Origin of the sequence: Acidovorax radicis, from assembly GCF_020510705.1 — a bacterium.
Classification (GTDB): domain Bacteria; phylum Pseudomonadota; class Gammaproteobacteria; order Burkholderiales; family Burkholderiaceae_C; genus Acidovorax; species Acidovorax radicis_A.
The window spans coordinates 4,129,368-4,155,467 of the sequence record NZ_CP075184.1; the positions used below are offsets into that span (position 1 = coordinate 4,129,368).

General features: G+C 62.5%; 18 protein-coding genes and 3 pseudogenes. 8 read left to right on the forward strand and 13 right to left on the reverse strand.

Annotation, left to right across the window (positions count from 1 at the left end; genetic code table 11):
- Positions 1-24 precede the first annotated feature (24 nt).
- Positions 25-921 carry a LysR family transcriptional regulator gene (locus KI609_RS18905; RefSeq protein WP_226445090.1) on the forward strand — a complete coding sequence of 299 codons (897 nt, stop codon included), beginning with the start codon at positions 25-27 and terminating at the stop codon, positions 919-921.
- A gap of 85 nt (positions 922-1,006) precedes the next feature.
- On the opposite strand, the gene KI609_RS18910 is transcribed toward KI609_RS18905, so the two are convergent.
- The 8 genes and pseudogenes from KI609_RS18910 to KI609_RS18945 form a co-directional block, all read right to left on the reverse strand.
- Positions 1,007-2,365, reverse strand: coding sequence for an MmgE/PrpD family protein (locus tag KI609_RS18910; protein WP_226445091.1), 1,359 nt, complete (start codon positions 2,363-2,365; stop codon positions 1,007-1,009).
- A gap of 1 nt (position 2,366) precedes the next feature.
- Positions 2,367-3,209, reverse strand: coding sequence for an alpha/beta fold hydrolase (locus KI609_RS18915; protein ID WP_226445092.1), 843 nt, complete (start codon positions 3,207-3,209; stop codon positions 2,367-2,369).
- A gap of 45 nt (positions 3,210-3,254) precedes the next feature.
- Positions 3,255-4,231, reverse strand: a pseudogene (locus KI609_RS23095) (Bug family tripartite tricarboxylate transporter substrate binding protein).
- A 96-nt stretch (positions 4,232-4,327) separates the two neighbouring features.
- Positions 4,328-5,533, reverse strand: coding sequence for a 3-oxoadipyl-CoA thiolase (gene pcaF / locus KI609_RS18925; RefSeq protein WP_226445093.1), 1,206 nt, complete (start codon positions 5,531-5,533; stop codon positions 4,328-4,330).
- A gap of 205 nt (positions 5,534-5,738) precedes the next feature.
- A complete protein-coding gene (locus KI609_RS18930; RefSeq protein WP_226445094.1) occupies positions 5,739-7,802 on the reverse strand; it encodes a 3-hydroxyacyl-CoA dehydrogenase NAD-binding domain-containing protein in 2,064 nt (687 codons plus the stop codon).
- Positions 7,802-9,886 carry an acetate--CoA ligase family protein gene (locus KI609_RS18935; RefSeq protein ID WP_226445095.1) on the reverse strand — a complete coding sequence of 695 codons (2,085 nt, stop codon included), beginning with the start codon at positions 9,884-9,886 and terminating at the stop codon, positions 7,802-7,804. The genes KI609_RS18930 and KI609_RS18935 overlap by 1 nt, the downstream gene beginning before the upstream one ends.
- Positions 9,887-9,891: 5 nt before the next feature.
- Positions 9,892-10,692, reverse strand: coding sequence for an enoyl-CoA hydratase/isomerase family protein (locus tag KI609_RS18940; protein ID WP_226445096.1), 801 nt, complete (start codon positions 10,690-10,692; stop codon positions 9,892-9,894).
- Between the two features lie 17 nt (positions 10,693-10,709).
- Positions 10,710-11,708: a tripartite tricarboxylate transporter substrate binding protein gene (locus KI609_RS18945; protein ID WP_226445097.1), complete on the reverse strand. Its 999-nt coding sequence runs from the start codon at positions 11,706-11,708 to the stop codon at positions 10,710-10,712.
- Between the two features lie 162 nt (positions 11,709-11,870).
- Between KI609_RS18945 and KI609_RS18950 the strand changes: the two genes are divergently transcribed.
- On the forward strand, positions 11,871-12,668 hold the full coding sequence (locus KI609_RS18950; protein WP_226445098.1) for an IclR family transcriptional regulator: 798 nt from the start codon (positions 11,871-11,873) through the stop codon (positions 12,666-12,668).
- 199 nt (positions 12,669-12,867) lie between these two features.
- Here KI609_RS18950 and KI609_RS18955 read toward each other — a convergent pair whose 3' ends face one another.
- A complete protein-coding gene (locus KI609_RS18955) occupies positions 12,868-13,929 on the reverse strand; it encodes an ATP-binding protein (protein ID WP_226445099.1) in 1,062 nt (353 codons plus the stop codon).
- Positions 13,930-13,934: 5 nt separating this feature from the next.
- Positions 13,935-14,630, reverse strand: a complete 696-nt coding sequence (locus KI609_RS18960) for a response regulator transcription factor (RefSeq protein WP_226450534.1) — start codon at positions 14,628-14,630, stop codon at positions 13,935-13,937.
- Positions 14,631-14,762: 132 nt separating this feature from the next.
- Here KI609_RS18960 and KI609_RS18965 point away from each other — a divergent pair, with 132 nt between their 5' ends.
- Genes KI609_RS18965 through KI609_RS18975 form a run of 3 tightly spaced genes read left to right on the forward strand, consistent with a single transcriptional unit; the run spans position 14,763 to position 20,463 of the window.
- A complete protein-coding gene (locus KI609_RS18965; protein WP_226445100.1) occupies positions 14,763-16,211 on the forward strand; it encodes an efflux transporter outer membrane subunit in 1,449 nt (482 codons plus the stop codon).
- Positions 16,208-17,386, forward strand: a complete 1,179-nt coding sequence (locus tag KI609_RS18970; RefSeq protein ID WP_226445101.1) for an efflux RND transporter periplasmic adaptor subunit — start codon at positions 16,208-16,210, stop codon at positions 17,384-17,386. Before KI609_RS18965 ends, KI609_RS18970 begins: the two co-directional genes overlap by 4 nt.
- Positions 17,383-20,463 carry an efflux RND transporter permease subunit gene (locus tag KI609_RS18975; protein WP_226445102.1) on the forward strand — a complete coding sequence of 1,027 codons (3,081 nt, stop codon included), beginning with the start codon at positions 17,383-17,385 and terminating at the stop codon, positions 20,461-20,463. The genes KI609_RS18970 and KI609_RS18975 overlap by 4 nt, the downstream gene beginning before the upstream one ends.
- Before the next feature lie 394 nt (positions 20,464-20,857).
- On the opposite strand, the gene KI609_RS22935 is transcribed toward KI609_RS18975, so the two are convergent.
- The gene (locus KI609_RS22935) at positions 20,858-20,980 is read right to left on the reverse strand and encodes a hypothetical protein (protein ID WP_264181391.1); all 123 of its coding nucleotides are present in this window, start codon (positions 20,978-20,980) and stop codon (positions 20,858-20,860) included.
- A 274-nt stretch (positions 20,981-21,254) separates the two neighbouring features.
- On the opposite strand from KI609_RS22935, the pseudogene KI609_RS18980 reads away from it, so the two are divergent.
- The 3 genes and pseudogenes from KI609_RS18980 to KI609_RS18990 form a co-directional block, all read left to right on the forward strand.
- Positions 21,255-21,590: pseudogene (locus KI609_RS18980) on the forward strand (IS66 family transposase); the annotation flags it as partial.
- Between the two features lie 998 nt (positions 21,591-22,588).
- Positions 22,589-23,416: an AraC family transcriptional regulator gene (locus KI609_RS18985; protein ID WP_226445103.1), complete on the forward strand. Its 828-nt coding sequence runs from the start codon at positions 22,589-22,591 to the stop codon at positions 23,414-23,416.
- A gap of 83 nt (positions 23,417-23,499) precedes the next feature.
- Complete coding sequence (locus tag KI609_RS18990; protein WP_226450536.1) at positions 23,500-23,919, forward strand: cupin domain-containing protein; 420 nt, start codon at positions 23,500-23,502, stop codon at positions 23,917-23,919.
- Between the two features lie 199 nt (positions 23,920-24,118).
- Here KI609_RS18990 and KI609_RS18995 read toward each other — a convergent pair.
- Both KI609_RS18995 and KI609_RS19000 read right to left on the reverse strand, forming a co-directional pair.
- A pseudogene (locus KI609_RS18995) lies at positions 24,119-24,480 on the reverse strand (IS3 family transposase); the annotation flags it as partial.
- A 48-nt stretch (positions 24,481-24,528) separates the two neighbouring features.
- Entirely contained in the window at positions 24,529-26,013 is a 1,485-nt protein-coding gene (locus KI609_RS19000; RefSeq protein ID WP_226445104.1) for a PLP-dependent aminotransferase family protein, read from the reverse strand.
- Between the last annotated feature and the right edge of the window lie 87 nt (positions 26,014-26,100).

A 26,100-nucleotide genomic window follows, 5' to 3' on the forward strand; every position in this document is an offset into this window, starting at 1 on the left:
TTTCATCTGTTTTGGAGATGGAAAATGATCGGCAACCTGACCCTTGACCAATTGCGCGTCCTCGTGACCATCGCCGACACGGGGAGTTTTTCAGCCGCCAGCCGCGAACTCCGGCGCGCGCAGTCGGCGGTCAGCCAGGCCATTGCCAATCTGGAGGGGCTTCAGGGCGTCGAACTGTTCGACCGCCGAGGGCATCGCCCCCGCCTGACCGAAGTGGGCCGTGTGCTGGTAGATCAAGCCCGGTTGGTGCTGGCAAGTGCCAACCGTTTCCAGGCCGTTGCAGCCAGCACGCGGGCGGGTGTAGAACCGGAGTTGACGATCGCGATCGACCCCCTGGTGCCGACCGCACCGCTGATTGGCAGCCTGCGCGCGCTGAGCGAAACGTTTCCCGATCTCCCGGTGCACTTTTCGACCGAAGGGCTGGGCGGTTCGTTGCGGCGGCTTCGCGGTGGTTCGGCGGCGATTGCCCTCTGCTTGCTGCTGCCTGGCGTCCCTGAGGATATTGCTGCCTATCCATTGCTGCGGGCGCCCATGCGCGCGGTCGTCGCGCCCGGCCATCCTCTCGCCTCGCTGGGGCGTCCGGCGACAGAGAGCGACCTCGCGCCGCACGTCCAGTTGGTCCTGTCGGACCCTGTCGACCCGGGCAGTGCAAACTACGGCGTCGCTGGCACCCGACTCTGGCGATTCGTCGATCTCGGTCGTCGATTCGATTTCCTTTTAGCGGGATTCGGTTGGTGCCGCATGCCCGAGCACCTCGTGGCGACGTCGATCGCTGCGGGGACACTCACGGCGATTGAGATTCACGAAGATCCGACGCCTCCCGAAGGGCTGACGATCTACGCGGCGCACCGACGCGATCGTGCTCTGGGGGTGGCGGGGCGATGGCTGCTCGACGAGTTGCGCCGTAGCCTCGTCTCGTGATCCAGCAGGGCACCGGAAAGACGCCTTTCGCGGACGCCCGGTTTTGGCGGCATACCAGTCCCCATCGAGCCACTTCGACAGGCCCTCAGGGAATGTGATGTGAAGACAATGGGTTCTTGAAAAGCAAGTTCTCAGTGCGGTCGAGAGCCCAGATATTCGCCAATAGAGACTGCGCCGAAGCGATGCCGATGACTGGTTCAGCGAGCTCCAAAAACTTGCCTTCCAGCTCAGCGTCCGTAAGGGCCTGCTCTGGATCTCCCTTGCGATTGGGCTGAAAGTGCGAGAGCCGGCGGCCATCCACGGTCTCGATGTCGATGCGCGCAGCCCGCTGCCCTGGGAAGGCCGCATCAAGAGCCGGATCCACCTCGACCGTCATACGCTCCATCAGCGCGCGTGTGGCCGAGTCGTTCAGGCGGTCGGGCTCGTAGGCGGCCAGGCGAACGCTGCCATACGACAGCGCGGTGGCCACCACATAGGTCAGGCTGAACCGCGCTTCGTTGGCCGTGGTGGGGCGGGTATAGCACGCGATGTCGAGCGCGGGACGATAGGTCGCAACCCGCACGCTCTTGATCTGGTCGGCCTGGAGGTTGTGACGCTGCCGGAGTTCCAGCGCGCCATCAATCGCCGCGAACGTATGCCCGCACCCAATGTGGCTTTTGAAGGTCAGACGCGTGATGTGAAAGTCCTGACCCAGCGTTGCGCCCACGTTGGACCAATCGGGGCCGTTGCTCATGGCGTGCCCCAGACCGCTTTCCCCATCAAGCACATCAAGTGATCCGGTCAGGCCGCGCGAGGCCAGTTGCGCTGCGAGCAAGCCCGCCTCAGCGGCGCGCCCTGCATGCAGTGGCTTGGACATCGAGTCCATGCGGAAAGCCTGCTGAAGCCCTGCCGCAAACGTTGCTGCGGTTGCCAGCGCGTGGGCGAAGGCAGCTCCATCCAGTCGCATGATGCCGCCCACGGCAGCCGCCGCACCAAAGCTACCTACCGTGCCAGTGCTGTGCCAGAACTTGTAGTGAGGTCGACCCATCACCACTCCGATGCGCGTGGACACCTCGTAGCCGAGCACCACGCCCCGCAGAAATTCGAGGCCGGAGACGCCAAGGTCCTGACCTGCCGCCAGTGCGGCCGCAATCGTAGCGGCGCCCGGGTGGTACATCGCGTCGCGAAAGCTGTCGTCCACCTCGGCTGCGTGCGCCGCAGCGCCGTTGATGAGTGCGGCTGTGCGTGCCGTACTCGCTCGCCCTCCCCCCAAAAATGCGCGCCCACGGTCGAGGTCGTCCGCGAGGGTCTGCTCCAGGATCGCGACGGGCGGCGTATTCAGCCCCGGGAACAGGGAGGCGTACCAATCGATCACGGCACGCTTGGCGTGGTGGATCACTTCGTCAGGAAGCGGTTGCCGCTGGAACTCAGTGGCGTATCGGGCAAATATTTCTGTAGCGTGCATTTCAGGTTTCCTGATGGGGGGACAGATATTGATCAAACCACTTCAACAGCAGGCTGTTCACCTCTTCGGCCGCCTCGTACTGCACCCAGTGACCTGCACGGGGAATGACCAACGAACTGCTGGGCCCCAGGCGTTGCATGAGCAAGGATGAAGCGGCATGGGGGTCGGCGGTGACATCGTGCTCGCCCCAGGCCAATAGCAAAGGGCCGACATACCTGGCCAGCAGGTGTGGCAGTTCCGCTGAGCGCGAAATGCGTTTGCTGTGAAAGCGCGTCTGCAGACATGCCTGCGTATGGATCGCGAGCGCAGTCGCGTCGAGGCTGCGAGCGTCATGGAGCATATGCATCAGCAGGTTGTGGCGCATGGTGTCGTCAAACTCCGAGCAGTCTCCCCGCTCGAAGGCAGGCTTCCAATTGCGCAGTTCGCCCTTGGGCCGACGCTCGCCTCCGTGACCGGCGGGTCCCAGGAGCGCCACGCATGAAACGGCGGAACGCTCGGCGGCCAGTCCCGCAGCGACCAGGCCGCCAAATGAGAAGCCGACGACACCCACCGGAGTGTCTGGCCCCACCAGCCGGTCAAGCGACTCCCGGACAAGGGCCACCATCGACGTCAGCGTGTGATCTGCCGGTGCGGCTGAATCTCCATAGCCCGGCAGATCGGGCACCCACACCGTGTAGCGCGTGGCAAGCGCTGCCACATTGCGCGCCCAGTGCAGCCAGTTGCCGTGCCCGCCATGCAGGAGGACGACCGGCGCCCCCTGCCCCAATCGGCGCCAGGCCAATTGCACTCCGGAGTCGGCAAGAAGGACATCGTGGCGGACTGCCAGACGCTCCAAATCGCCCAACAGAGGCGCATCTTGTGCGGTGCTTGAAAGACCGGATCTCATCGCTCAATCCATCTTGATGGATTGCTCTTTGACGACCTTGCGCCACTTGGCAACTTCGGCGCGCACGATGCGCGCGGTTTCCTCGGGAGGGTCGAGCGTCACGACCAACCCCTCCGCCTGGGCCCGTTGGCGGAATGCGTCTGTTCCGGAAGCGCGCTTGAAGGCTCCGTAGAGTTGGTTCACCACAGTTGTGGGAGTGCCGGCGGCCACAAAAATGCCATACCAGACATCCGCCTGGTAGCCCGCAACGCCCACCTCGGCAAGGGTGGGCACATCCGGCAGCAACGGCGAACGCGTACCGCTGGTCACTCCCAACGCTCTCAGTTTTCCGCTGGCGATGAAAGGGGCGACGCTGGGCAATGTGCCGAATCCCACATCGATCTGGCCGGCCAGAAGGTCCGTCACCAGCGGGCTCGCGCCTCGGTACGGGACGTGGATGAGGTACATGTGGGCCATGCTCTTGAGTAACTCGGCCGCCAGGTGCGTGGAGGTGCCGTTACCCGCTGACCCATAGGCCACCCGGCCTGGATGGGACCTGGCCTGCGCCAGGAAATGGCCCGCCGATTTGAGCGGGCTGTCGGCCCGAACAACCGCCACATTCGGTGCGCGCCCAACAGCGTGATGGGCGAGAACGCAGAGTCTGCCGCATAAGGCAATTTTGCGAACAGGCTTGGCACGATCGCGATGGCGCTGGTGTTGAGCAAGAGCGTATGACCGTCGGGGGCGCTTTTTGCGACGAAGTCGTTACCGATCACGGTACCCGCCCCCGCCTTGTTCTCCACCAACACGGGCTGCCCAAGTTCTCGGGATAGCGCCTCGCCCAGGGTACGCGCCATGGCATCCGTGCCTCCACCTGCCGGAAACGGCACCACCAGGCGGATGGGCTTGTGGGGAAAAGCCTGTGCCATGGCACCGCAAGCAGCCAAAGCCAGCCACAGCACGGCGAAACCCAACGTCCATTGACGGACCATCTGTGTCATGTTGTCTCCTTGTTCTTGTCTTGTCACTGCGGACTTGCCCCACGCATCACAGTCGGGCTGCCGTTGCTGCTTGCCGGCATCTGGACAGGGCGAGCCTCATACCCGCTCAAGGATCAGCGCGATACCTTGTCCCACGCCAATACACATCGTGCAAAGTGCGTACTTACCACCCGTGTCGTGAAGCTGGTTGATGGCCGTGGTGGCTAGCCGGGCGCCGGAGGCTCCCAGTGGGTGCCCCAGAGCAATGGCGCCCCCGTTGGGGTTGACCCGTGGGTCGTTGTCGCTCAGGCCCAAGTCGCGCAGCACGGCCAGGCCCTGCGCTGCAAAGGCTTCGTTCAACTCGATCACGTCAAGCTGCTCCAGGGTCAATCCCGCCAGTGCCAGCACCTTGCGTGTAGCTGGCGCGGGCCCCATGCCCATGATGCGCGGTGCCACGCCAGCGGTGGCCATGGCAACGACGCGGGCGCGCGGGGCAAGCCCATGCCGGGCTGCACCCTTCTCGTCCGCCAACAGCAATGCACAAGCGCCGTCATTCACGCCCGAGGCGTTGCCGGCCGTGACCGTACCGTCGGGCCGCACCACGCCCTTGAGACGGCCCAGCGCCTCCAGACTCGTCTCGCGTGGGTGCTCGTCGCGTGCGACCACCAGCGCGTCGCCTTTCTTCTGCGGCACCGTGACAGGCACGATCTCGGCGTCGAAGAAGCCGCGTTGCTGCGCCGCGACCGCCTTGCGCTGCGAGGCCAGCGCCATGAGGTCTTGGTCCTGGCGAGAAATGCCGAATTGCGCGGCCACGTTCTCAGCCGTCTCGGGCATGCTGTCCACGCCATGCAAGGCCTTCATCTTGGGGTTGACCAGGCGCCAGCCGATGGTGGTGTCCTCGATCTTTGCGGCCCGAGAGAAAGCGCTCTCTGCCTTTCCCATCACGAAGGGCGCGCGGCTCATGCTTTCCACGCCACCGGCCAGCATCAGGCTGGCCTCCCCGGACTTGATGGCCCGTGCAGCTGTGCCAAGAGCATCCAGGCCCGAACCACACAGCCGGTTGATGGTGCTGCCAGGCAAGCCCACGGGCAGGCCAGCCAGCAGCGCCGACATGCGAGCCACATTGCGATTGTCCTCGCCAGCCTGGTTGGCACAGCCATAGACGATATCGGCTACGGCCTCCCAATCCAGGCTCGGGTGGCGCGCCATCAGGGCGGTGAGCGGAACAGCGCCCAGGTCGTCGGCGCGCACCGAGGACAGGCTGCCGCCGTAACGTCCGAAAGGGGTGCGAACGGCATCGCAGATGAAGGCATGGCGGGTCATCGTGTCTCCAGGTTTATGGAAGTTAAGAGGACGCACTCACGGTGCTGTCCGAAAACATGCGCAGTGCGCAGTGCGCAGTGCGCAATGCAAGCGCCCGGGTAGTTTTTTTGTTTTGTGCGGGCCATTGGCGCCGCATCGGCCATCACGCCCACGGTGGTACGCGGGGCGTGAGCTTCACCGGCGATGCAACCACGGGCTTGCAGCATCAGCTTGGGAGTGCGAGCAAAGCGCCCGGATCGCCTGCCTTGCTGCCAGGGCCACTGATCTCGGCCAGCCACGCGAAGTCGGCACGCAGCGCTGCCTCGCCACGTTCGCGGGCCCAAAACACCACGCCGCCTTCCCAACGGGGAAAGCCGTAGCCATTGACCAGGGCCACATCCACATCGGTGGCGTGGGCGGCCACGCCCTCGGCCAGCAGCAGGGCGGCCTCATTGGCCAAAGCCAGCAGCGCACGGCGCACAATCTCTTCATCGGGGATGGCACGCGGCGCGATACCTTTGTCGGCGCGGGCTCGCTCGATCAGCACGTGCACGGTTTCATCCACCATGGGCTGGCCGCTCTCGGTGTAGCGGTAGTAGCCTGCGCCGGTCTTGCGGCCCAGGCGGCCGGCTTCGCACAGCCGGTCGGCGATGTGCACGTAGCGCGCCGCTGGGTCGCGCGTGCCGACCTGGGCTTGGCGCATACGCCAAGCAATGTCCAGGCCCGACAAATCAGCCACGGCGAAGGGCCCCATGGCAAAACCGAAGCGCTGCAGCGCCGCATCCACTTGCTCAGGCCAGGCACCTTCCTCGACCAGGAACTCGCACTGGCGCCGGTAGGCTGCGTACAGCCGGTTGCCGACGAAACCGAACGCGTTGCCCGTCAGCAGCGGCAGTTTGCCAAGCTTCTTTGCCACCGCCAGGCCCGTGGCCAGCACATCGGACTCCGTAGGCTGGCCGCGCACCACTTCGATCAGGCGCATGACGTGGGCAGGGCTGAAGAAGTGCAACCCGATTACGTCCTGCGGGCGCGATGTGGCGGCGGCGATGGCGTCCAGGTCAAGATAGGAGGTGTTGCTCGCCAGCACAGCCCCAGGACGGGCCAGGCCATCGATACGCGCGAACACTTGCCGCTTGACCTCAATATCCTCAAACACGGCCTCAATCACAAGGTCGGCTTCGGCCAGGTCATCCCACTGCAGGCTGGTGCGCATGCGGTCCTGGCGCGACTGCACAGCTTCAGGCGCCATCTTGCCGGCGCGTACGCGGCCTGCGTAGTGGTCGTGAATGCGTGCACCGCCGCGATCGAGCGCCTCCCCATCCTGTTCCAGCAGCAGCACGTCGTAGCCGGCGTCCAGCGCAGCGATCACGATGCCCGAGCCCATGGTGCCAGCGCCGATCACTGCGATGGTCTGCATCGCACGAGGTGCAACGCCAGCCAGCTGCGGGTGCTTGGCGCTGTCGCGTTCGGCGAAAAACTGGTGGCGCAGAGCCGTGGCCTCGCGCGAAGAGCGAAGTTGCTGGAACACGGCGCGTTCATCGGCCAGCGCCGTGTCGAAGTCCAGCAAGGCCGACGCTTTGATGGACTCAATCGCCGCAACCACGGCCGGACGGTTCTTGCCTGCCTTCAACGCCGCAGTGGCGGCATCAGCCACAGCCTGAGGTTCCGTCGCAGGCACGGATAGTTCGCGCACCCTCTGCTTGCGCCCAGCCAGGCTTCGCGCATGTACTACGGCTGCGGAGCGCAAGTCACCGGTGGCGACCAGGTCAACGAGGCTGGCGGCCAGCGCGGCAGCGCTTTTCAGGCGTTCGCCGCTGCACACCATCGCTATCGCGCGCGGCACACCGACGAGGCGTGGCAGCCGCTGTGTGCCACCCGCTCCAGGAATGATGCCCAGTGTGACCTCGGGCAGGCCCACGACCGTCCCCGTCGCTGCGATGCGGGCATCACAGCCCAGCGCCAACTCAAAGCCGCCGCCCAGTGCTGCGCCGTGCAGCGCGGCCACGAAGGGCTTGGGGCAGGCTTCTAGGGCCGCGATCACCGTGGGCAACTGCGGCTCTGCCAGGGGCTGACCGAATTCGCGGATGTCAGATCCTGCGATGAAGGTGGTGCCCGCACCGATCAGCACGGCGGCCACGATGCGCTCGTCGTGCGCCACTTCGTTGATAGCGTGCAACAGTCCGGTACGTACTGCGGCGGAGCCTGCATTGATCGGTGGGTTGTCGATCCAAATGACGGCTACGTCGCCGTCGCGCTCCAGCCGGACCTGGGCCGTTGGGTTGATCGCCATCAGGCCAGCACCACCACGCCGTCGGCCGCGCGAACGCCCTGCCCCTTCGGCAATACGAACACCGGGTTGATCTCGGCCTCGACCAAGCGCTCGCCGAGTTGGGCCGCCATCTGCGAGAAGGCAACGATGGCCGTGACCAGTGCATCGACGTCGGCCAGGGGGCGGCCACGGAAGCCGTCCAGCAGCGGCCAGGTCTTGAGCTCCTTCGCCATGGCCAGCGCATCGGCACGCGGCAGTCCGCCGGTGGGTGGCAGCAGGCGCATGGTCGTGTCCTTGAACAGTTCGGCCGTGACACCGCCCATGCCAAGCAAGATGGCGGTACCCAGCGCGTCACGGTGCATGCCAAGGATCAGCTCGGTGCCGCCACTGACCATCTCTTGCACGAGGAAGTGCTTGGGAAGCACTCCAGCCTTGGTCTCGACTTCCGACGCCATGGCGGTGAGACGCGCGCCGATGGTCTCGGCCGACAGGTTCACAGCCACACCGCCCACATCGCTCTTGTGCGTGATCTCGGACGAGAGAATCTTCAGCACCACGCGGCCACCCAGTTCGCGCGCTGCTGCCTCGGCCTCGGCGGGTGACCCAACGATGCGTTCGCCCGCACAAGGCACGCCGAAGCGCGTAAATAGCTGCTTGGCCTGGTATTCATCCAGAGAGCCTGTCGGCAAACCGTCCACCGCCACCGCAGCAACAGGCGCACTGGACTCGACCTGCGGCTTCAACTCCGCCACCTGGAACATGGCGCGCAGCGCCGCCGTGCAGCTTTCTGCAGCTGCGAATGCAGGCACGCCACGTTGCGTCAGCAGCGCACCCACTTCAGGCGCATGCGGGCTGACGTAGGCGATCACTGGCTTGTCAGAGTTGGGCAGACAGTCCTGAATGGCACCGGCCAACAGCTCGGGCATTGCAAGACTGGAGGAGCCCACAATGATGGTCAGCGCGTCGTAGCTCGGGCTCTTGAGCAGCACGTTGATGGCGCCGCGCAGTAGATCGGGCTTGAGGCCCGCCAGCGTCACGTCGATGGGGTTGCGGTCCAGCACAGCATGGTCGCCGGTCTGGAGCGCACGCAGGGCCTCGGCTGTGGCCGCATCAGGTGCAGGTGTGTCGAAACCGGCCATGCCCAGATCATCTGACACCAGCGTGCCGGCACCACCGGTAGAGGTCAGGATGGCGACGCGTTTGCCATGCAGCTTGCGGCCGGTGGCCAGCGCGGCCGGGATGTCCAGCAGGTCGCTGAAGGTTTGCGCGCGGATCACGCCGACCTGTTTGAACAGCGCGTCGTACATGCGATCGGCGCCAGCCAATGCGCCGGTGTGCGACACGGCAGCCTTCGCGCCGGCTTCGGAGCGGCCGATCTTGAACGCCACCACAGGCTTGCCCGCGCGAGCCGCCTTGAGGCAGGCGCTGCGGAACTTGGCAGGGTCACGCACAGTCTCCACGTAGAGCGCGATCACCTTGGTAGCCTCGTCATCGGCCAGGTAGTCGATGAAGTCGGCCAGTTCCAGATCCACCTCATTGCTGGTGGAAATCAATTTTGACAAACCGACGCCACGCGCCGCTGCACGCGACAGCAGCGCGCCCAGGATGCCACCGCTCTGCGAGACAACACCAATACCGCCCACTGGGAAATGCTCCATCTCCAGCGCACCGGTAGCCGACAGCACTATGCGGTCGGTCAAATTGACAAGACCGATGGTGTTGGGGCCCAGGATGCGCATGTCGCCTGCGGCCTCGATCAGCTGCTGCTGCCGGCGTGCGCCCTCCTCACCGGTTTCGGTGTAGCCGCTGGCCAGGACGATGGCCGCTGCAGTGCCCCGGGCTGCGAGATCCCGCACGGCCAGGTGGGCCCGCTCTGCGCCCAACAGGACGATACCGACATCAGGCACCGCAGGCAGCGAAGCGATGTCCGGATAGCAGACCAGGTCGCCGATCCGATCTACTTTGGGGTTGACGGGGTAAATGTCGCCGGCAAAGCCGTGTTTCAACAGATAGGACACGGGGCGGCCTGCGGTCTTCGCTGCATCGGCGGATGCACCAATAATGGCCACGCTGCGGGGCTGGAGGAGGCGGGAGATGACGTTCATGGAAATTACTCTTTGCTGGCCGTTGCCGAAGCCTTTGCAAGAAAGGCCATCACCGAATCGCGGTGCTCTGTGCTCGTGTAGCAGATGCCTTGTGCCTGGCTGCCTTGTGCGAACACCTGTTGTGCCGACATCTCGAAGGTTTGGTCCAGAATCGTCTTGCCCAGCGCCAGTGCGGTTGCCGACCCTTTGCTGAGTTCCGCTGCCCACGCCTGCGCATCGGCCACCAGCGTTTGCGCCGAGGTCTTGCGGTCCACGATGCCCATGGCCAGCGCCTCGTTCACATTGACCTTGCGGCCCGTGAAAATCAGTTCCTTGGCCTTGGGCAGCCCGACGCGGCGGGGCAGGAAGTACATACCGCCCCCATCGGGAATGATGCCGCGGTGGATGTAGGACCAGGAGAAATGGGCCCACTCATTGGCGATGATGAAGTCACATGCAAGCGCCGTGTCGGCGCCCAGCCCCGACGCTGCGCCATTGACGGCTGCGATGGTGGGCTTAGGCATCGTGTGCAGCAGGGTCTGCGTGTGGTGCACGCGCTGCTGACGATGCCAGCCGTTGAAGGCAATCTCCCCGGCTGGCGCATTCATGCGGCGCTCCATGCCGGAGATATCTCCTCCAGCGCAGAAACCCTTGCCATTGCCAGTGAGCACCAGCGCACGTATAGACTTGTTCGCGCTGACATGCTCCAGCGCTGCGATGAACTCGGTACGCATGTCGTCGCTCATCGCGTTGCGCTTGTCAGGGCGATTCAGCATGAGCGTCGCGATGCCATTGGTGACGGTCAGTTCAATGAGCTCTGTGGTCATTTTCTGCTTTCGAAAGGCTAGTCATTGGTGATGTTGTTGTCCTTGACGACCTTGCGCCAGCGGGCTTCTTCGCCCTTGGCATAGGTGCCAAAATCCTGAGGGGTGCCGCCTTTGACAATGAGGCCCTCGGCTTCCATCCTCTTGCGGAAGGCGTCGGTGAAGACGGCCTTCTTTGCTGCAGCGTTGAGCTTCTCGATCACATCAGCAGGCGTGCCTGCTGGGGCAAAGAGCCCGTACCAGCTGTCGGCCACATACCCGGGCACGCCGCTTTCAGCGACAGTGGGAACCTTGGAGAGGACATGCGAGCTCGATCGGGTGGCCGTTGTCACGGCCAGAGCGCGCAGCTTGCCGCTTTCAATCATGCTTCCGACCGCAGCGGCGGTTGCAAACATCACGTCGACCTGTCCTCCCAGCAAATCTGTGAGCGCAGGTCCGGCACCGCGATAGGGGATATGAATGAGGTTGGTGCCGATGAGGTTCTTGAACAATTCACCTGCGAGGTGGGCAGAAGTTCCCGCACCTTGTGAGGCAAACGAAAGCTTGCCCGGAGTTGCCTTGGCAGCGGCAATGACGTCCTTGACGGATTTATAGGGGCTGCTGGACCGCACGACCAGCACATTGGGTGACACACCCACCAGCATCACAGGCGCGAAGTCCTTGTCGTGGTTGTAGGGCAGCTTGGGCTGAATACTGGGATTGACCACATGCGCGACAGTCGCCATCACCATGGTGTATCCATCAGGCGCGCTCTTGGCTGCCGCATCGGTTCCGATGAGGGTTCCAGCGCCCGGCTTGTTATCGATGATGACGGGCTGACCGAGCTCTTGGCCCATGACCACTGTCATGGAACGAGCGACCAGATCCGTACCGCCACCCGGTGCAAATGGCACGATGATGCGGACAGGTTTGTCAGGGAATGCCGCGTTGGCAGGAGCGGCATATAGACCGCTCAGGACCGCCGTAGCCGCAATGACCGCAGCGATGCGCGAACGCGCAGAAAGCAGGTGTTTGTGCATTTCTTTGTCTCCATTTATTAGGGAATTGACTAACGGCAAGTGACCTCAAGGAGCGGCATGATCGGCCGCCTCACTCACAGGGTTAGATTAAGAGAACGCCCTCTCCTGTGCACCCCCTAAATTCCACTGATTGGAAATGAAATACCTTCCACAAGACCCACTATGACTTCACCTACCAGCAGCGCTGCCAGACGCAAGAACCATGAGGAGCCCACGCTGAACCGGTCATTGGAGCGTGGCGTAGAGATACTCAGAGCGTTTCGGCCAGGCGCCGATCTGCTGGGAAATGGCGATCTGGCGGAGCGCACCGGCCTGTCCAGGGCAACCGTCAGCAGACTGACGCAGACGCTGGTTCAGTGCGGTCTTTTGGAGCATGACGGCGCGCGGCGCGCATACCGACTTGCAGCCCCGGTATTGAGCTTCGCTCACGCCATGCGATCAGGGTCACCCGTGCTGCAGTGCGCGGCCCCATTGATGCGCACCGCAGCGGAGAAGCTGCGCGTCAATGTAGGGCTGGCCGTGGCGGACCGCGAGGAGATGGTCTATCTGGAGTCCATACGCTACAACAGGAAGGTATCGCTGCGAAGCGTGGTAGCGGGCCAGCGCGTGCCGATCGAACTCACATCCCTTGGGCGCGCATATCTGTGCGCCACCTCAGAAACACAGCGACGGGAGCTGATGACCAAGCTTGGGCAGCAGCGTCTATCCGGCTGGAAGGCAATTCGTGAAGAGATACTCGCAGCGGTGCAAGTGTTCTGCAGAAAAGGCTACTGCACCGCCTCCTGGCAGCCCGAGGTGGTCGCTATCGCGATCCCCATCATCACGCCTACTGGGGCCATCTATGTGCTCAACATGAGTGTCACCACACAGCAGAGCGCGCAGGAGGTTGAGGCTGAACTCAGCACGCCCCTCAAGGCCCTTGCCGAGAAAATCACCGAAGCAATTCGGCGGCGTGATTGACGTAGCGTAGTAGAGCCGCATGCAGCTTTGCGGTTGTGCGCCAGGCAGGCGAAATCGAGTTGTTTTTGCCAAAGTCTTGGCACCACCTCTTCCAACGGCAATGTGCGGGGCAACAACAACCATTGAGAAAATCTGATCCGTTCTTAGGCGATGGGCAGAAATGCATGGCTCTTCGACTGCAGCAAACCAAGCTCACGAGCTACATCCTGCCTATAGGGTCTGGCGCTGCAGGCAGCGAGAGTTTTACGACCAAACCGCCGCCTTCACGTGAACTTGCTTCGATATTGCCGCCGTGCAGCCTCATGGACCGCAACGCGATGGCAAGCCCAAGACCCACGCCACGCACAGACTCGCCTCCTTCAACACGGGTAAAGGGTTCGAAGATTTTCTGCAACATGGCAGACGGAACACCTGGCCCGTGATCCTGGACAGTGATCGTCAGTTGACCACTCTCCGAGTTGACCCTCGCTACGATATCGACCGCAGTACCAGGCGCTGTGTACTTCACTGCGTTGCGAATCACGTTTTCAAAGGCGCGGCAAAGCAGTTCTCCATTGACCTGTGCGACAAATTGCCCCGGCGCATCGATGCGAACCTGGCGCGCCGACTGTGACCTTGCCTCAAAGTCGGCATCCTCGGCAATCGCATGCAGCAATTCGATGACGTCCACTTTTTCGTGAGCCAGGCCAGCGGGCGCCTCCAAACGGTGCAGCGTGAGCAGTTCTTCGATCAGGATGTCGAGGCGCTCGCTTTCCCGCTCGATGCGATCAACCATCGCCTCCGTACTGGGCGGGTCTTGCCGCAAGAGGCCAATGGCGGCTTGCAGCCGGGAAAGCGGGGAGCGCAGCTCGTGGGATATGTCATGAAACAGCACCTGGCGCGATGCCGTCATCTGCTGCAGCTGCAATGCCATGTTGTCGAACTCTTGCGCCAGGTCCGCGATCTCGTCGCGCCGCCCGCCCATCAGCGGTTGCACTCGCGTATCGAATTTGCCCTCAGCGGCCCTTCGCAAGGCCCAGCGCAGGTGACGCAATGGCCGAGACAAATACCAAGCCAGCACTGGGCCGATGATGAGCACGGCCGCCATTGCGGAAATCAGGGGCACGAGGGGAATGAATCCGAAAGAACCGACATCGTCGGGTGGCGGTGGGCGCCCGATGAGCGTGATGTACGCCAACGTGCCCAGGAACGAAAGGACCATGCTCAGCCACAAGGCCAGCAGCAGTTTCCAGAACAATCGCCCAATGCGGCGTGCGGCCATCTGTGTCAGTCCTTGAGCAGTTGGTAGCCCAGGCCGCGCACACTCTGGATCCAGGATTCTCCGTCGGGCCGCAGTCCAAGCTTTTGGCGAATGCTGCTGATATGCACATCGATACGACGATCAAATTTTCCCAGTGGACGGTTGAACGCCTGTTGCGAAATCTCTTGCTTGCTCACCAGTTGCCCCGCTTGCCGAGCCAGCACTTCGAGCAAACTGAACTCCGTCCCCGTCAGTTCTAGGGGTGTCCCTAACCAAGTGGCCTGACGGGTGCCAAGTGCCATTGTCAACGCGCCTACGTTCACGGTTCGAAGGCCTGAGTTCGGCGCTGCGTCTTCCCGGGCCAGCGTGCGCCGCAGGATGGCGCGGATTCGAGCGACGAGTTCACCGGGAGTGCAGGGTTTGGGCACATAGTCATCGGCACCCATGTCCAGTCCAACGATGCGATCGACGTTATCGCCACGCGCCGTAAGCATCAGCACCGGAACTTTGCTGCTGGCACGGATACGGCGCAACGCCTCCATGCCAGACAGCCGCGGCATCATGACGTCGAGCACCGCTATTGCGTAGCGCCCTGAAGTAGCCTCCACGACGCCAGCCTGACCGTCATGCACAGCATGCACGTCAAAGCCCTCACGGACAAGATACTGCGAGAGCATCGTCGTGAGTTCGCGGTCATCGTCTACGAGTAGCACAGGGATCATGGGTGACAAGCAGTATCTCCCGAAAGCCCCCTGCACCGACGAGTTCGCTTCAGAATTTTACCCAGCTTAACGCTCGTCCACACTGCCAAACATTCGCGGCCCATACGATCCAGACTGACCTTTCAGGACAGTATGTATACCTCACGATGCGCCCTTTGGCGAACCACCTTACGCCTATGTGCTATTGGCCTCACCATCGCGCTGGGTGGTTGCGCTGTCGTCGGCCCCAACCATGCGCAGCTGGAAACCAAGACGTCTTCGGCATGGCAGGCGCCGCTGCCTCATGGGGGCCAAGTGGCAGCACTCGGCGACTGGTGGAGCCAGTTCAACGACCCCGAGCTCACCGGGCTTCAGCGCTCCGCTGAATCTGATAGCCCTACGCTTGCCAAAGCCTGGGCCAACATCGAAAAAGCACGCGCCACGCTGACCAGTGCGCGGGGTTCAGGTCTTCCGGCCATGAACGGACAAGCCTCGGTGACGCGCGGCACGCAGCAAACCGGCGAGGTCGCCACGGCGCGCAGCGCAGGTCTCGATGCGTCGTGGGAGATCGACCTGTTCGGCAAGATCCGCAGAAGCACTGAATCTGCTCAGGCGCGGGCGCAGGCGCGCGAGGACGATTGGCACGACGCGCGCATCTCTCTGGCCGCAGAGGTGGCCGACACCTATGTGCAATACCGAGCGTGCCGCTTGCTGGCAGACGCCCATGCCCAGGAACTCACCTCCATTGGCAAGACTGTGAAGGCAACCGAATCACTGGTGCGTGCCGGACTGAACGCCAGCTCCGACGGTTCGCTGGCCCGCGCCAGCCTAGCAAGCACCACTTCCGCAGGGCTTGCGCAGAGCGCGCAATGCGAGCTGCTGGTGAAGTCGCTGGTGGACCTGACGGGGCGGGCCGAGCCGCAGCTGCGTGACCGGTTGGCCAGCGGCGCCAACCGTATTCCGCAGCCCGGTGCTATCGATATACAAAGCGTTCCGGCCCAGGCGCTGCGGCAGCGGCCCGATCTGGCCTCGGCGGAACGCGAATTGGCGGCCGCCAGCGCCGAGATCGGTGTTGCGCAAGCAGACCTTTATCCGAGTATTTCGCTCTCGGGTTCTATCAATGTGTCTTCGGTTTCCATGGCCTCGTCGCAGACGACTTGGTCATTTGGACCGACGCTCTCGCTACCGCTATTCGACGGTGGTAAACGCAAGGCCGCAGTGGACAGTGCACGGGCCGCATACAACGCAGCAATGGCCGACTGGCGCCAGAGCGTTCGAACCGCCGTAAAAGAAGTCGAGCAATCGCTGGTTCGGCTGAACAGTACCGCGAGCCGTACGGAGCAGGCGGAGCGCGCGGCACAAGAATACCGGCTGCATGTAGTGGGGATCGAGGCGCAGTGGCGTGCTGGCTCCGCCAGCCTGCTTGACCTGGAAGAGTCGAGGCGGCAGGCATTGGCCGCCCAGATCGAACTGATCGGACTGCAGCGAGACCGCGTGGAGTACTGGATCGCTTTGTACAAGGCATTGGGCGGGGGCTGGCAATCACACACCCCGGCGATGTCCCCTGAAGACCTTGATTCCCTTTCAAAGACCTCCCCATGACCAGCAATCTCAAGTCCCATCAAAAATGGGTGATCGTAGGCCTCGTTGTGCTCATCCTGATCGCCGCGGCATACGCAATGTGGGTCCCTCGCCCCGGCAAGCCTGGCGAGGCCGCCACCCCAACAAAGGATCCGTCGAGCGCAGCGGCTTTGACGGTGAACGTCGTCAAGGCGCAGACGCAGACCTGGCCCCAGCAAATCCAGGCCCACGGCGCTGTGACCGCATGGCAAGAGGTGGTTGTCAGCCCTGAGACGGGTGGACTGCGCATCGAAAAGTTGCTGGTGGATGTGGGCAGCACCGTGCGGCGCGGTCAGGTCCTGGTGCAGCTGTCTGACAGCACGGTCAAGGCCGAACTGCGCAAGCAGGAAGCGCTGGTGGCGCAAGCCCGCGCCAGCCTTGTGCAAGCCCAAATGAATCTGAAAAGGGCCAAAGCCGTGGACGTTGTCGGCGCGTTGGCACCGCAAAAACTGGATGAATACCAAGCCAATCAGGCGACCGCCGAGGCGTCTCTCGCATCTGCACTGGCAGACCTAGAGAGCGCCCGGCTGAAACTGTCGCATACCAAAATTGTGGCTGCGGACGATGGCGTGGTGTCCTCCAAGTCCGCCGTTCTGGGGGCCGTGGTGACTGCTGGCGCCGAGCTTTTTCGGTTGATTCGTCAGGGCCGCGTGGAATGGCGCGCCGAGCTGGACGCGGCCCAGCTGGCGAGCGTAGCGGCAGACCAACCCGCACATGTGGTTTTGCCCAACGGGAAAACGGTAGAGGGAAAGGTGCGCCTGGTATCGCCCACCTTGGATGCAGCAACGGGTCGCGGAATGGCGTACGTCAGCCTGGTTGCCGGTCAGGGCGCTCAGCCAGGGCAATTTGCCAGCGGGAGCATTGACTTGGCGAGCACGCCTGCACTCACCTTGCCCCAATCCGCCATTGTTCTGAGGGATGGCCGCTCGTACGTGTATGTCCTGGGTGAGGGGCAGCAGGTGTCTAGCCGGGTGGTGGTTTCTGGGCGGCGGCAAGGCGACCGTGTGGAAATCGTCACTGGTCTTGATCCCAACTGGAGCGTTGTGGCCAGCGGTGGCGGATTCCTGTCCGATGGCGCGAAGGTAACGGTCTTATCGGCGAATGCCGCCGAAACGGCTGGCGCGGCAGCCGACGCGAAGACCGGAGGTAATCGATGAACATTTCTTCCTGGTCGATCCGCAATCCTGTTCCGGCGATCCTCCTTTTTCTTCTACTGACGGTTCTGGGCGCGATTGGATTTCACCGGCTGGAGATCCAGGATTTTCCGGACATGGATCTGCCCACCATCGCAGTGACGGCATCTCTGGAGGGGGCCGCGCCTTCGCAGCTCGAAACAGAGGTCGCGCGCAAGATCGAGGACAAGCTCGCATCACTCACACGGCTGGACCACATCACCACCACCATCACCGATGGTTCGGTCAGCATCAGCGTCAGCTTTGAAATCGACAAAGACAGCGAGGTGGCGCTCAGCGAAGTGCGCAACGCTGTGGACAGCGCACGGGCCGAGTTGCCTGCGAGCATGTCGGCGCCCACGGTGTCCAAGCAGACGTCAGCGAGCTCGGCGATCCTGACCTACACCCTTGAATCGAGCCGATTGGACGAGCAGGATCTTTCCTGGTTCGTGGACAACGACGTTTCGCGCGCGATGCTGGCTGTCAAGGGCGTGGCGTCGGTAGCCCGCGTTGGCGGCATTGACCGCGAGGTGCACGTGGACCTCGACCCATCGCTCATGGCGGGGCTGGGTGTCACGCCTTCTGCGGTGTCGTCTCAGCTCAAGGCTGTTCAGAAGGAAAGCTCGGGCGGTCTGGGTCAGATTGGCGCGCAACGCCAATCGACCCGCACCATCGCCACGGTAGGCACGGCCGCAGAGATCGCCGCGATCAGTATTCCACTTGGCCAGGGTCGCTATGTACGGCTGGACCAGGTCGCCCGCGTCACCGACACCTATGCCGACCGCAGCACGCGCGCGTTCCGGGATGGCGTGCCGGTCATCGGTTTTCAGATCACGCGCTCGAAAGGCTATTCCGACGTGGGCGTGGTCGACGACGTGCGCGCCGCCATCCAACAGTTTGCGCAGTCGCATCCTGCCGAAAAAATCATCGAGGCCAGCACGTCCGTCACGCCGATTCAGGAGAACTACGACGGCTCGATGGACCTGCTGCTGGAAGGGGCCGTGCTCGCCATCCTGGTGGTGTGGTGGTTTCTGCGGGACTGGCGCGCCACAATCGTGGCCGCTGCTGCGCTGCCACTCTCCATCATCCCCACCTTCGGGTTCATGGCGCTCATCGGCTATTCGATGAACACCGTGACACTGCTGTCACTGGCATTGGTCGTGGGTATTTTGGTGGACGACGCCATTGTCGAGATCGAGAACATTGCGCGGCATATACGCATGGGCAAGACGCCCTTCGATGCCGCGATGGAAGCGGCCGATGAAATCGGTCTGGCCGTGATCGCCACGACGTTCACGCTGGTGGCGGTGTTCCTGCCCACCGCGTTCATGGGCGGCGTTCCCGGAAAGTTCTTCCGCCAGTTCGGCATCACCGCTTCGGTCGCCGTGGTGGCCTCCTTGCTGGTCGCGCGCCTGCTCACCCCCATGATGGCCGCCTACCTGATGAAACCGGCCAAGGCGCATGACGAGGACGGGCACGACGGCAAGGTGATGACCCGGTACCTGGGTTGGGTGCAATCGGTGCTCAAGCACCGCAAACTGACCATGCTTGCGGTGGCGGTGTTTTTTATCCTGTCACTGTCCATGATCCCGCTTCTGCCAACCGGATTCATTCCGGCGCAGGACAAGTCCCAGTCGCAAGTCAGCATCACCCTGCCCCCGGGCAGCACCCTGGACGACACGGTGGCTGCAAGCAAGCAGGCGTCCGAGCTGCTGCGCAAGCTGCCGGAAGTACGCAGCGTGTTCATTTCTGCAGGAACGGCAACCACCGGCGGCGGCCCGTCTTCCAGTGCCACGGCCGATGTAAGCAGTGCCACGCTGACGGTAGAGCTCTCTGCGCGTGGCGACCGCTCGCTCAAGCAGTCGGCAGTGGAAGCCAAGATGAGAGACGCCCTGCGCGCCATCCCTGCCGCCCGGATTGCGGTGGGCAGCGGCGCCAATGGCGAAACGCTGGCCATCACGCTCGCTGGGGAGGATGTCACGGCCCTGGCGACTGCAGCATCGCAGGCCGAGGCACAGTTGCGCACACTCAACGGCATCGGCAACGTCACGTCGAGTGCGGCCCTGCAGCGGCCAGAAATTCAGATTCATCCGGATGCGGCGCGGGCCGCGGCGCTGGGCGTGACCACCGAGAGCCTGGCCGATGCAGTGCGCCTGGCCACCTATGGCGACTACTCCAATGCGCTTCCCAAGCTCAATCTGTCGGAGCGTCAGATTCCGGTGCGCGTTCGCATGGACCCGTCCGTTCGGGAGAACCTGAGCGCAGTGTCGCAGTTGCGCGTGCAGGGCAGCAATGGAACGGTCAATCTGGGTTCGGTTGCCGATATTTCTATGGGCAGCGGCCCATCACAGATCACGCGCCTGGATCGCGCGCGCAACATCACCCTGTCAGTCGAACTGGCTGGACGGCAGATCGGAGATGTGCAGAAGGAAGCGTCCGAATTGCCGGCCCTCAAGTCGCTGCCTGCCGGCGTGCACAGGGTCGAGCAAGGGGAGCTGCAGCGCATGTCGGAGTTGTTCCAGAGCTTTGGCGTCGCCATGGCCATCGGGATTTTCTGCATCTACGCAGTGCTGGTGCTGTTGTTCCACGACTTTCTGCAACCCGCCACCATTCTGTGCGCGCTGCCGTTGGCGCTGGGCGGCGCACTGTTTGCGTTGTTGGTGACGAATCAATCGTTCTCCATGCCGGCGGTGATCGGGCTGTTGATGCTGATGGGCATCGTGACGAAAAACTCAATCTTGCTGGTGGAGTACGCGATCATGGCGCGGCGTGAACACGGCATGAGCCGCTTTGACGCCATTATGGACGCTTGCCACAAGCGCGCCCAGCCGATCATCATGACGACCATCGCCATGGGCGCAGGCATGATGCCCAACGCCCTTGGGCTGGGCGCCGAGCCCAGCTTTCGCCAGCCGATGGCAATCGTTGTGATTGGTGGGCTGATCACCTCGACGGTCCTCAGTTTGATCGTTGTGCCGGTGGTGTTCACCTATGTCGATGATCTGCTGGAGTGGCTGCGCAGCAAGCTGCCGGGGCGGTCAAGAGCGGCCCCTGACGCATGACGAACTCGCCCGCTCTGCGATAGAAGGAGATGCGTGTTGCCGCCAGCTATTCTGGTTAGTTAAAGTCGTAAACCCAAGTCCAGCATCCATGCGGCTTAGCGCACTGATCCGCCAAGTAGCCGTCAATCTAAAGTCGTAACTCATCCAGGTGCGCTGCAGCGACCACTCAAATACGGACTTGCGGCAGGTTCAACGAAGCCTTTCTACTACTGCTGCATGCCAAGCATCTGCGTCCAAGATCCGGGCTTGAACGCGACCACTCGTCTTGGATGCCAAGGCCTTGACGGATATCAGCTGACAGCGAGAACCTTCCTGCTTCTATTTTCCGGCCAGATGTCCAGACATAGAGTCAAATCCCTGAATCCTTTAGGAAAGGCTGGTTGAGGCGGCGGATTCAAGCGGTCGATGCAACACATTCGCTGAACATCTCAGCGGGTGTGAGGTGCTCCAACAGCTCCTTCTTCAAGGCGCCACGCGCTTGGATGAACAGACTACGGTAGATGGTCTCGTGTGACACGTGCTGACTCTCGTCGCAAGGATAGCTCGTGGGTGGCACGGGCGACGTCTTGAATTCCATTCACACGTTACCCACGCCCCCTGGCATACATCAACCCTTGGCCAGACTCCGCTGCCTGCGCCAACCCAGGAATCCCAGCACAGCCGACAAAGCAGCCCCAGCGCCCGAAGCGCATCCACAGGGATGGATGGACACTGCACCGCCTCCAAGAGGGCCCGCTGCCAGTGCAAACGGGTCGCTGATACGGCACGGGGTCAGGTCCGAGTCGCCTGCGTCGTCGTCGGTGATGGTGCAGGTCACCGTCTACAGCCTGCGGCGTTGGCAGGCGTTGACCCGCTTTGTCGATGACGGGCAATTGCCCGTCGACAACAACCACATCGAGAACCAAATCCGACCGATTGCCATTGGGCGCAACAACTGGTTGTTTGTCGGCTCGCTTCGCGCGGGCCAACGCGGTGCCGCTGTGATGAGCCTGATTCAAAGCGCTCGACTCAATGGTCGCGACCCCTACGCTTACCTCACAGATGTTCTGACGTGCCTGCCAACCCAACAGGCCAGCTTGGTACATGAGCTGTTGCCGCACCGCTGGCAGCCGGGTTTATGGGGATGAACCAGAGGCACGTACGCCGCTTGTCGCCATCCACGCCTTAACCAATCACGAACTTGCAAATCTCGCGCGAGTACTCTTGGAGAAACGTATGTTTGTTGGGCAGTGGCTCTGTTGCATGGGGCGGGGGGGTGTCCATGAATGAAAAGTGACCAGCCCCTTTTGTGACGCGAACGTCCACGGAAACCGAATCGCGCATGGCACTCGCCATCCATTCGGTTTGGGCTGGAGGAGTGATGCTATCCGCCGAACCTACCCACGTAAGGACTGGAACTCGCACGGCATCAAGTGCTGCGGGCGCTCGAAAGAACCCGGTTGGGGGAGCCAAGAGAGCTAGACGAGACAAGCGACCGTCCGGTGCAATCCAGATGCGTCGACCTGGCTCTAACCACATGTGAGCCCCCGCCATGGCGACGAGGGTGGCCGCGCCAATCGAATGCCCCACACCTATCGCCTTCGCCGTGGGCGCAATGAATACGTCGAGTGCGAGGGAGAGACGTCTTGCGCGGAGAGTCAGTTCGTCCTCGCTTGGAGTACTCGAAGCAAGACGCTCGAAATGCGGCGCAACGACCATGCAGCCAGACTCGGCCAAAGCGTTGAGGAGAGTAGCGTGACGTTCTGGTTGGCCGCCCGCGCCCACTGCGAAAAGAACCACAGGAGCACCGGTGGCGGCTTCCTGCACTGACACCTTGAATGAATCCACTCCGTCTTGCAGCGTCTGCGTCAGCATTAAAAATTAACTCCTTACTATATGCGGCCTCGATTGGGTCTCGCACGATGCATTGTCATCAAGTTCTTACCCCGTCTAGTGGGTTGCATCGACCGGTTGAATCCGCCCTGCGGAGCCGACAGCGGCGGCGTTTGGCCCAAGTTCAAACAAAATCTATTTGGGATGGGCACATACGAAATGGGAAGCGATGGCGGCGCCCAATCGCGTGCGATATTCGTTTCATTTTTGTTGTCGAGATCGCTGGCAGCGATGCCTTGAATACAATGCCGTCATGAGTCGGCCATCTGCATCAGCACCCGTTGAGTGGGTAAGGCACGCCGAACCCATCGACGGCGTGAAGCGCATCGAGGCTCGTTTTCACGGCAAGGCGTATGCAATGCACCGCCACGACACATATGGGTTCGGTAGCACCCTGGCCGGCGTTCAGAGCTTCAATTACCGACGCACCCGACGTGACAGCTTGCCTGGCCACACAATGGTGCTGCACCCCGATGAACCCCACGACGGTCAGGCCGGTACTGACGAGGGTTTCGAGTACCGCATGGTTTATGTTGAGCCCGCCCTCATCCAAGCGGTGCTCCAGGGGCAAGCATTGCCCTTCATCGAGGGGGGCGTGACCACGGACCCGCGCTTAGCGATTGCGGCCCAAAACTTGCTCTGGCACATAGACACGCGGCCGGAGCCCCTTGAACACAGCAATGCAATTGCCGAGCTAGCGTTCGCCCTGGAAGCCGGGGCAGGCGCTCCTGCACGTCTGCCAAAGGGCGACTTTCTTGCCGCGCAACGTGCATACGACTACCTGCACGCCAATCAGGAAAAAGTCGTTGCGCTGGGCGAGCTCGAGGCAGCAGCGGGGCGTGACCGGTGGAGCCTGTCGCATGACTTTCGCATCTTCTACGGTACGAGCCCTTATCGTTTTCAGACGATGAGGCGACTTGACGCGGTGCGTCGCATGTTGACGAGCGGTGCATCTCTGGCGGACGCTGCTGCGACAGCTGGGTTTGCCGACCAGAGCCACATGACCCGCCATTTCACCAAGACCTTCGGACTGACGCCTGGGCGGTGGCTTCGAATGGCATCCGGTGGACGTGCTGCTTAGCTATCGGCCAAGAACGTTCAATACAGGGTTTAAAGCTCTGGGTAGATTCGCCTTCTTTTACTAGGAAGGAGCGATCCATGTTCATGCCCCTCAACTCAACTGCAGCGCCTGCCGGGCGCGGCCAATGCCAAGCAATTGACCTGATCCAGAAGATCGACAGCATCGATGGTCACTGGCAACCGCGCGTCGTCGCTGAAATGAACGACTACCAGTTCAAGGTAGTAAAGGTACAAGGCGAGTTTCCATGGCACGTGCATGCCGAGACCGACGAGACATTCGTCGTGTTGGAAGGCGAGTTGAGGATCGCTCATCGGGCTAGCACTGGCGGCGAAGGGGTCATCGTGTTGCGCGCGGGACAGATGGCGGTGGTTCCCAAGGGTATTGAGCACAAACCATCTGCAATTGCGGAAGTGAAAATGCTACTGATAGAGCCGCGAGGCGTGGTGAACACGGGTGATGGCGCGCCGGGGGCACGCACGGTAGAGAATGATCAGTGGATCTGAACCGAGACCCGCGCATATGTTGTTCCGCCTCGCGCGCAATGACTGGCGGCCCAGCAATGGGGTTAATGGGAGTTCAGACCGTTGGGGGAAGCGATGCGGCATGAAGCGCGCGGCCGGCCATGTCCGTGGGCCAGGCCGTTCGGAACCTCTCTAGCGCGCAAGTGCGCATCGCGAGTGCAGACCACAGTTGACCTTGCCCCTGTTTCGCGTAGTTCTTAACCCGGTCTTCGCTCACCCGGATGCTACGCGCCAGCAGTTCCTTGTGCATGCGTGGCCAACCGTATTCGCCCTTGACCTCGGCGTGGATGGCGCGGATGGCGCGGATGTGCACCAGCACAGCCTCGTCGCTGTGACGTCGACCGGGACCGCTGCGGCCATGACCATCCTCTCGCCGACGCAACCAGTTGAAGTAGCCGCTGGCGCTGACCTCCAGCACCCCGCACGACACGCTCACTGGGTACAGTTTTCTCATCTGGTCAATCCAGGCGTACCTCGCAGCGTTTCCTGCGCGAAGTGCGGCGGTTTTTTTTCGATGTCACGCTCCATGCGAAGACGGCTGTCAGCACTCCATTTGGCGATAGCAGCCGATGGTCAATGCAGGATCGGCATTCAGCGGTCTAGCGCACGCAGTACAACCGCGAGGTTCTTCACCGCGATCTCCAGTTCCTTCGGCGCATACGCGGCAAAGCCCATGAGGAACCCCGGCCGGCACGCGCCCGATGCATGCAATGGCGTAAGCCCCAGCAAATCAATACCAGCACGCTGCGCTGCGCCCATGATTTCCAGTTCGGGAATATCGCGAATGAGCCGACAAGGCATTTGCATGCCGCCGTCCGGCACTTCTGATTCCACGAAGTCTGTCAGGTGCTCGCGTACGAGCTGCGCCAGGACATCGCGCCGCTCACAATAGACGGCACGCATGGTTCGCACATGCGCCCCGAAATGCCCGCCCTCCATGAAGCGCGCCAGGGTCAGTTGCGCAATTGGCGCGCTGTGTCCATCCAGCAAGGTGCGTGCGGCGGTCATTGGCGCCACAAGCTCAGGCGGAAGCACCATGAAGGCAATACGCAAGCCCGGAAACATCGACTTGGTGAACGTGCCGATGTAGATCGTTCGCTGCTGCGGGTCCAGCCCCTGTACGCAGGCCGTGGGTTTGCCCGCGTAATGGAACTCGCTGTCATAGTCATCCTCGATGATCCAGGCATGGTGCTGCTGGGCCCATTCGATGACGTCCAACCTCCGGTCCAGTGCCAACGTGACTCCGGTTGGAAACTGGTGCGAAGGCGTAAGAAACACCGCCTTGCCCGGTTGTCGCACCTTGCGCAGGTGCCCCACCTGCATTCCCTCGGCATCCAGCGGGACGGGCACGCATTCCAGCCCCGCGGCGTCGAACGCCTTGCGCGCGCCGTGGTACATGGGGTCTTCGGTGAAGATGCGATCGCCAGCATCCAGCAGCACGGTAGCGCACAGGGTCAAGGCTTGCTGTGAACTGGTGACCACCAGCACACGCTCGGGGGTCGCATGCGCGCCGCGTTCGAGGTTGACGTAATTGGCAATCGCGCGCCGTAGCGGCTCCAGTCCTTGCGGGGGGCTGTGCAGCAGTGCTGTGGTGCCCCAGTCCTTCAACACCTGCCGCTCCAGCCGCTCCCAGGTGGGCAGTGGGAAAGTGCGCGTTTCCGGCACGCCAGGAGCGAACGGGCGAGGCGTCAGAAAGTCTCGTACCCCGCCAGCACGGTACATGGCCGCACCGCGCTGGCTCAGCTGCAGAGGTACCCGCTGTGGTCCAAGGCGCCGCGCCGTGCCACATCCAGGCAAACGCAAAGCCCGCTCCGAAACGAAGCTGCCGCTGCCCACGCGTCGCTCGATAAAACCCTCAGCATGCAACTGGCTGTATGCCGACTCCACTGTGTCGCGTGACACGTCCAGCGACTTCGCCAGGGCGCGGGAAGCAGGCAGCGGTGTGGCGACATCGAGTGCACCGTCGAGTATCAGTTGCCGAATCGCGCGTTGAATGCGCGCGTGCAAGGGCAACGCCCCATTTGCCGGATCAAGGACCCAGGCTTTTACGGATTCGAGTTGTGCATGCTTGAACAATTGGCCGGTATCGCATCAAAAAATTGGTGGGGCGCAGTATGCCATTCAAGATCTATAAATCCTTACCAGGTTCAGCCCAATAGATCA

Bases quoted from the DNA above. Each gene is read 5' to 3' on its own strand.
- KI609_RS18960 (WP_226450534.1), bottom strand. From the start codon at position 14,630: ATGATCCCTGTGCTACTCGTAGACGATGACCGCGAACTCACGACGATG.
- KI609_RS18905 (WP_226445090.1), top strand. From the start codon at position 25: ATGATCGGCAACCTGACCCTTGACCAATTGCGCGTCCTCGTGACCATC.
- KI609_RS18930 (WP_226445094.1), bottom strand. From the start codon at position 7,802: ATGGCGATCAACCCAACGGCCCAGGTCCGGCTGGAGCGCGACGGCGAC.
- KI609_RS18910 (WP_226445091.1), bottom strand. From the start codon at position 2,365: ATGCACGCTACAGAAATATTTGCCCGATACGCCACTGAGTTCCAGCGG.
- KI609_RS18990 (WP_226450536.1), top strand. From the start codon at position 23,500: ATGCCCCTCAACTCAACTGCAGCGCCTGCCGGGCGCGGCCAATGCCAA.
- KI609_RS18985 (WP_226445103.1), top strand. From the start codon at position 22,589: ATGAGTCGGCCATCTGCATCAGCACCCGTTGAGTGGGTAAGGCACGCC.
- KI609_RS18965 (WP_226445100.1), top strand. From the start codon at position 14,763: ATGTATACCTCACGATGCGCCCTTTGGCGAACCACCTTACGCCTATGT.
- KI609_RS18975 (WP_226445102.1), top strand. From the start codon at position 17,383: ATGAACATTTCTTCCTGGTCGATCCGCAATCCTGTTCCGGCGATCCTC.
- KI609_RS18955 (WP_226445099.1), bottom strand. From the start codon at position 13,929: ATGGCCGCACGCCGCATTGGGCGATTGTTCTGGAAACTGCTGCTGGCC.
- KI609_RS18935 (WP_226445095.1), bottom strand. From the start codon at position 9,886: ATGAACGTCATCTCCCGCCTCCTCCAGCCCCGCAGCGTGGCCATTATT.
- KI609_RS18950 (WP_226445098.1), top strand. From the start codon at position 11,871: ATGACTTCACCTACCAGCAGCGCTGCCAGACGCAAGAACCATGAGGAG.
- pcaF (WP_226445093.1), bottom strand. From the start codon at position 5,533: ATGACCCGCCATGCCTTCATCTGCGATGCCGTTCGCACCCCTTTCGGA.
- KI609_RS18970 (WP_226445101.1), top strand. From the start codon at position 16,208: ATGACCAGCAATCTCAAGTCCCATCAAAAATGGGTGATCGTAGGCCTC.
- KI609_RS18940 (WP_226445096.1), bottom strand. From the start codon at position 10,692: ATGACCACAGAGCTCATTGAACTGACCGTCACCAATGGCATCGCGACG.
- KI609_RS18945 (WP_226445097.1), bottom strand. From the start codon at position 11,708: ATGCACAAACACCTGCTTTCTGCGCGTTCGCGCATCGCTGCGGTCATT.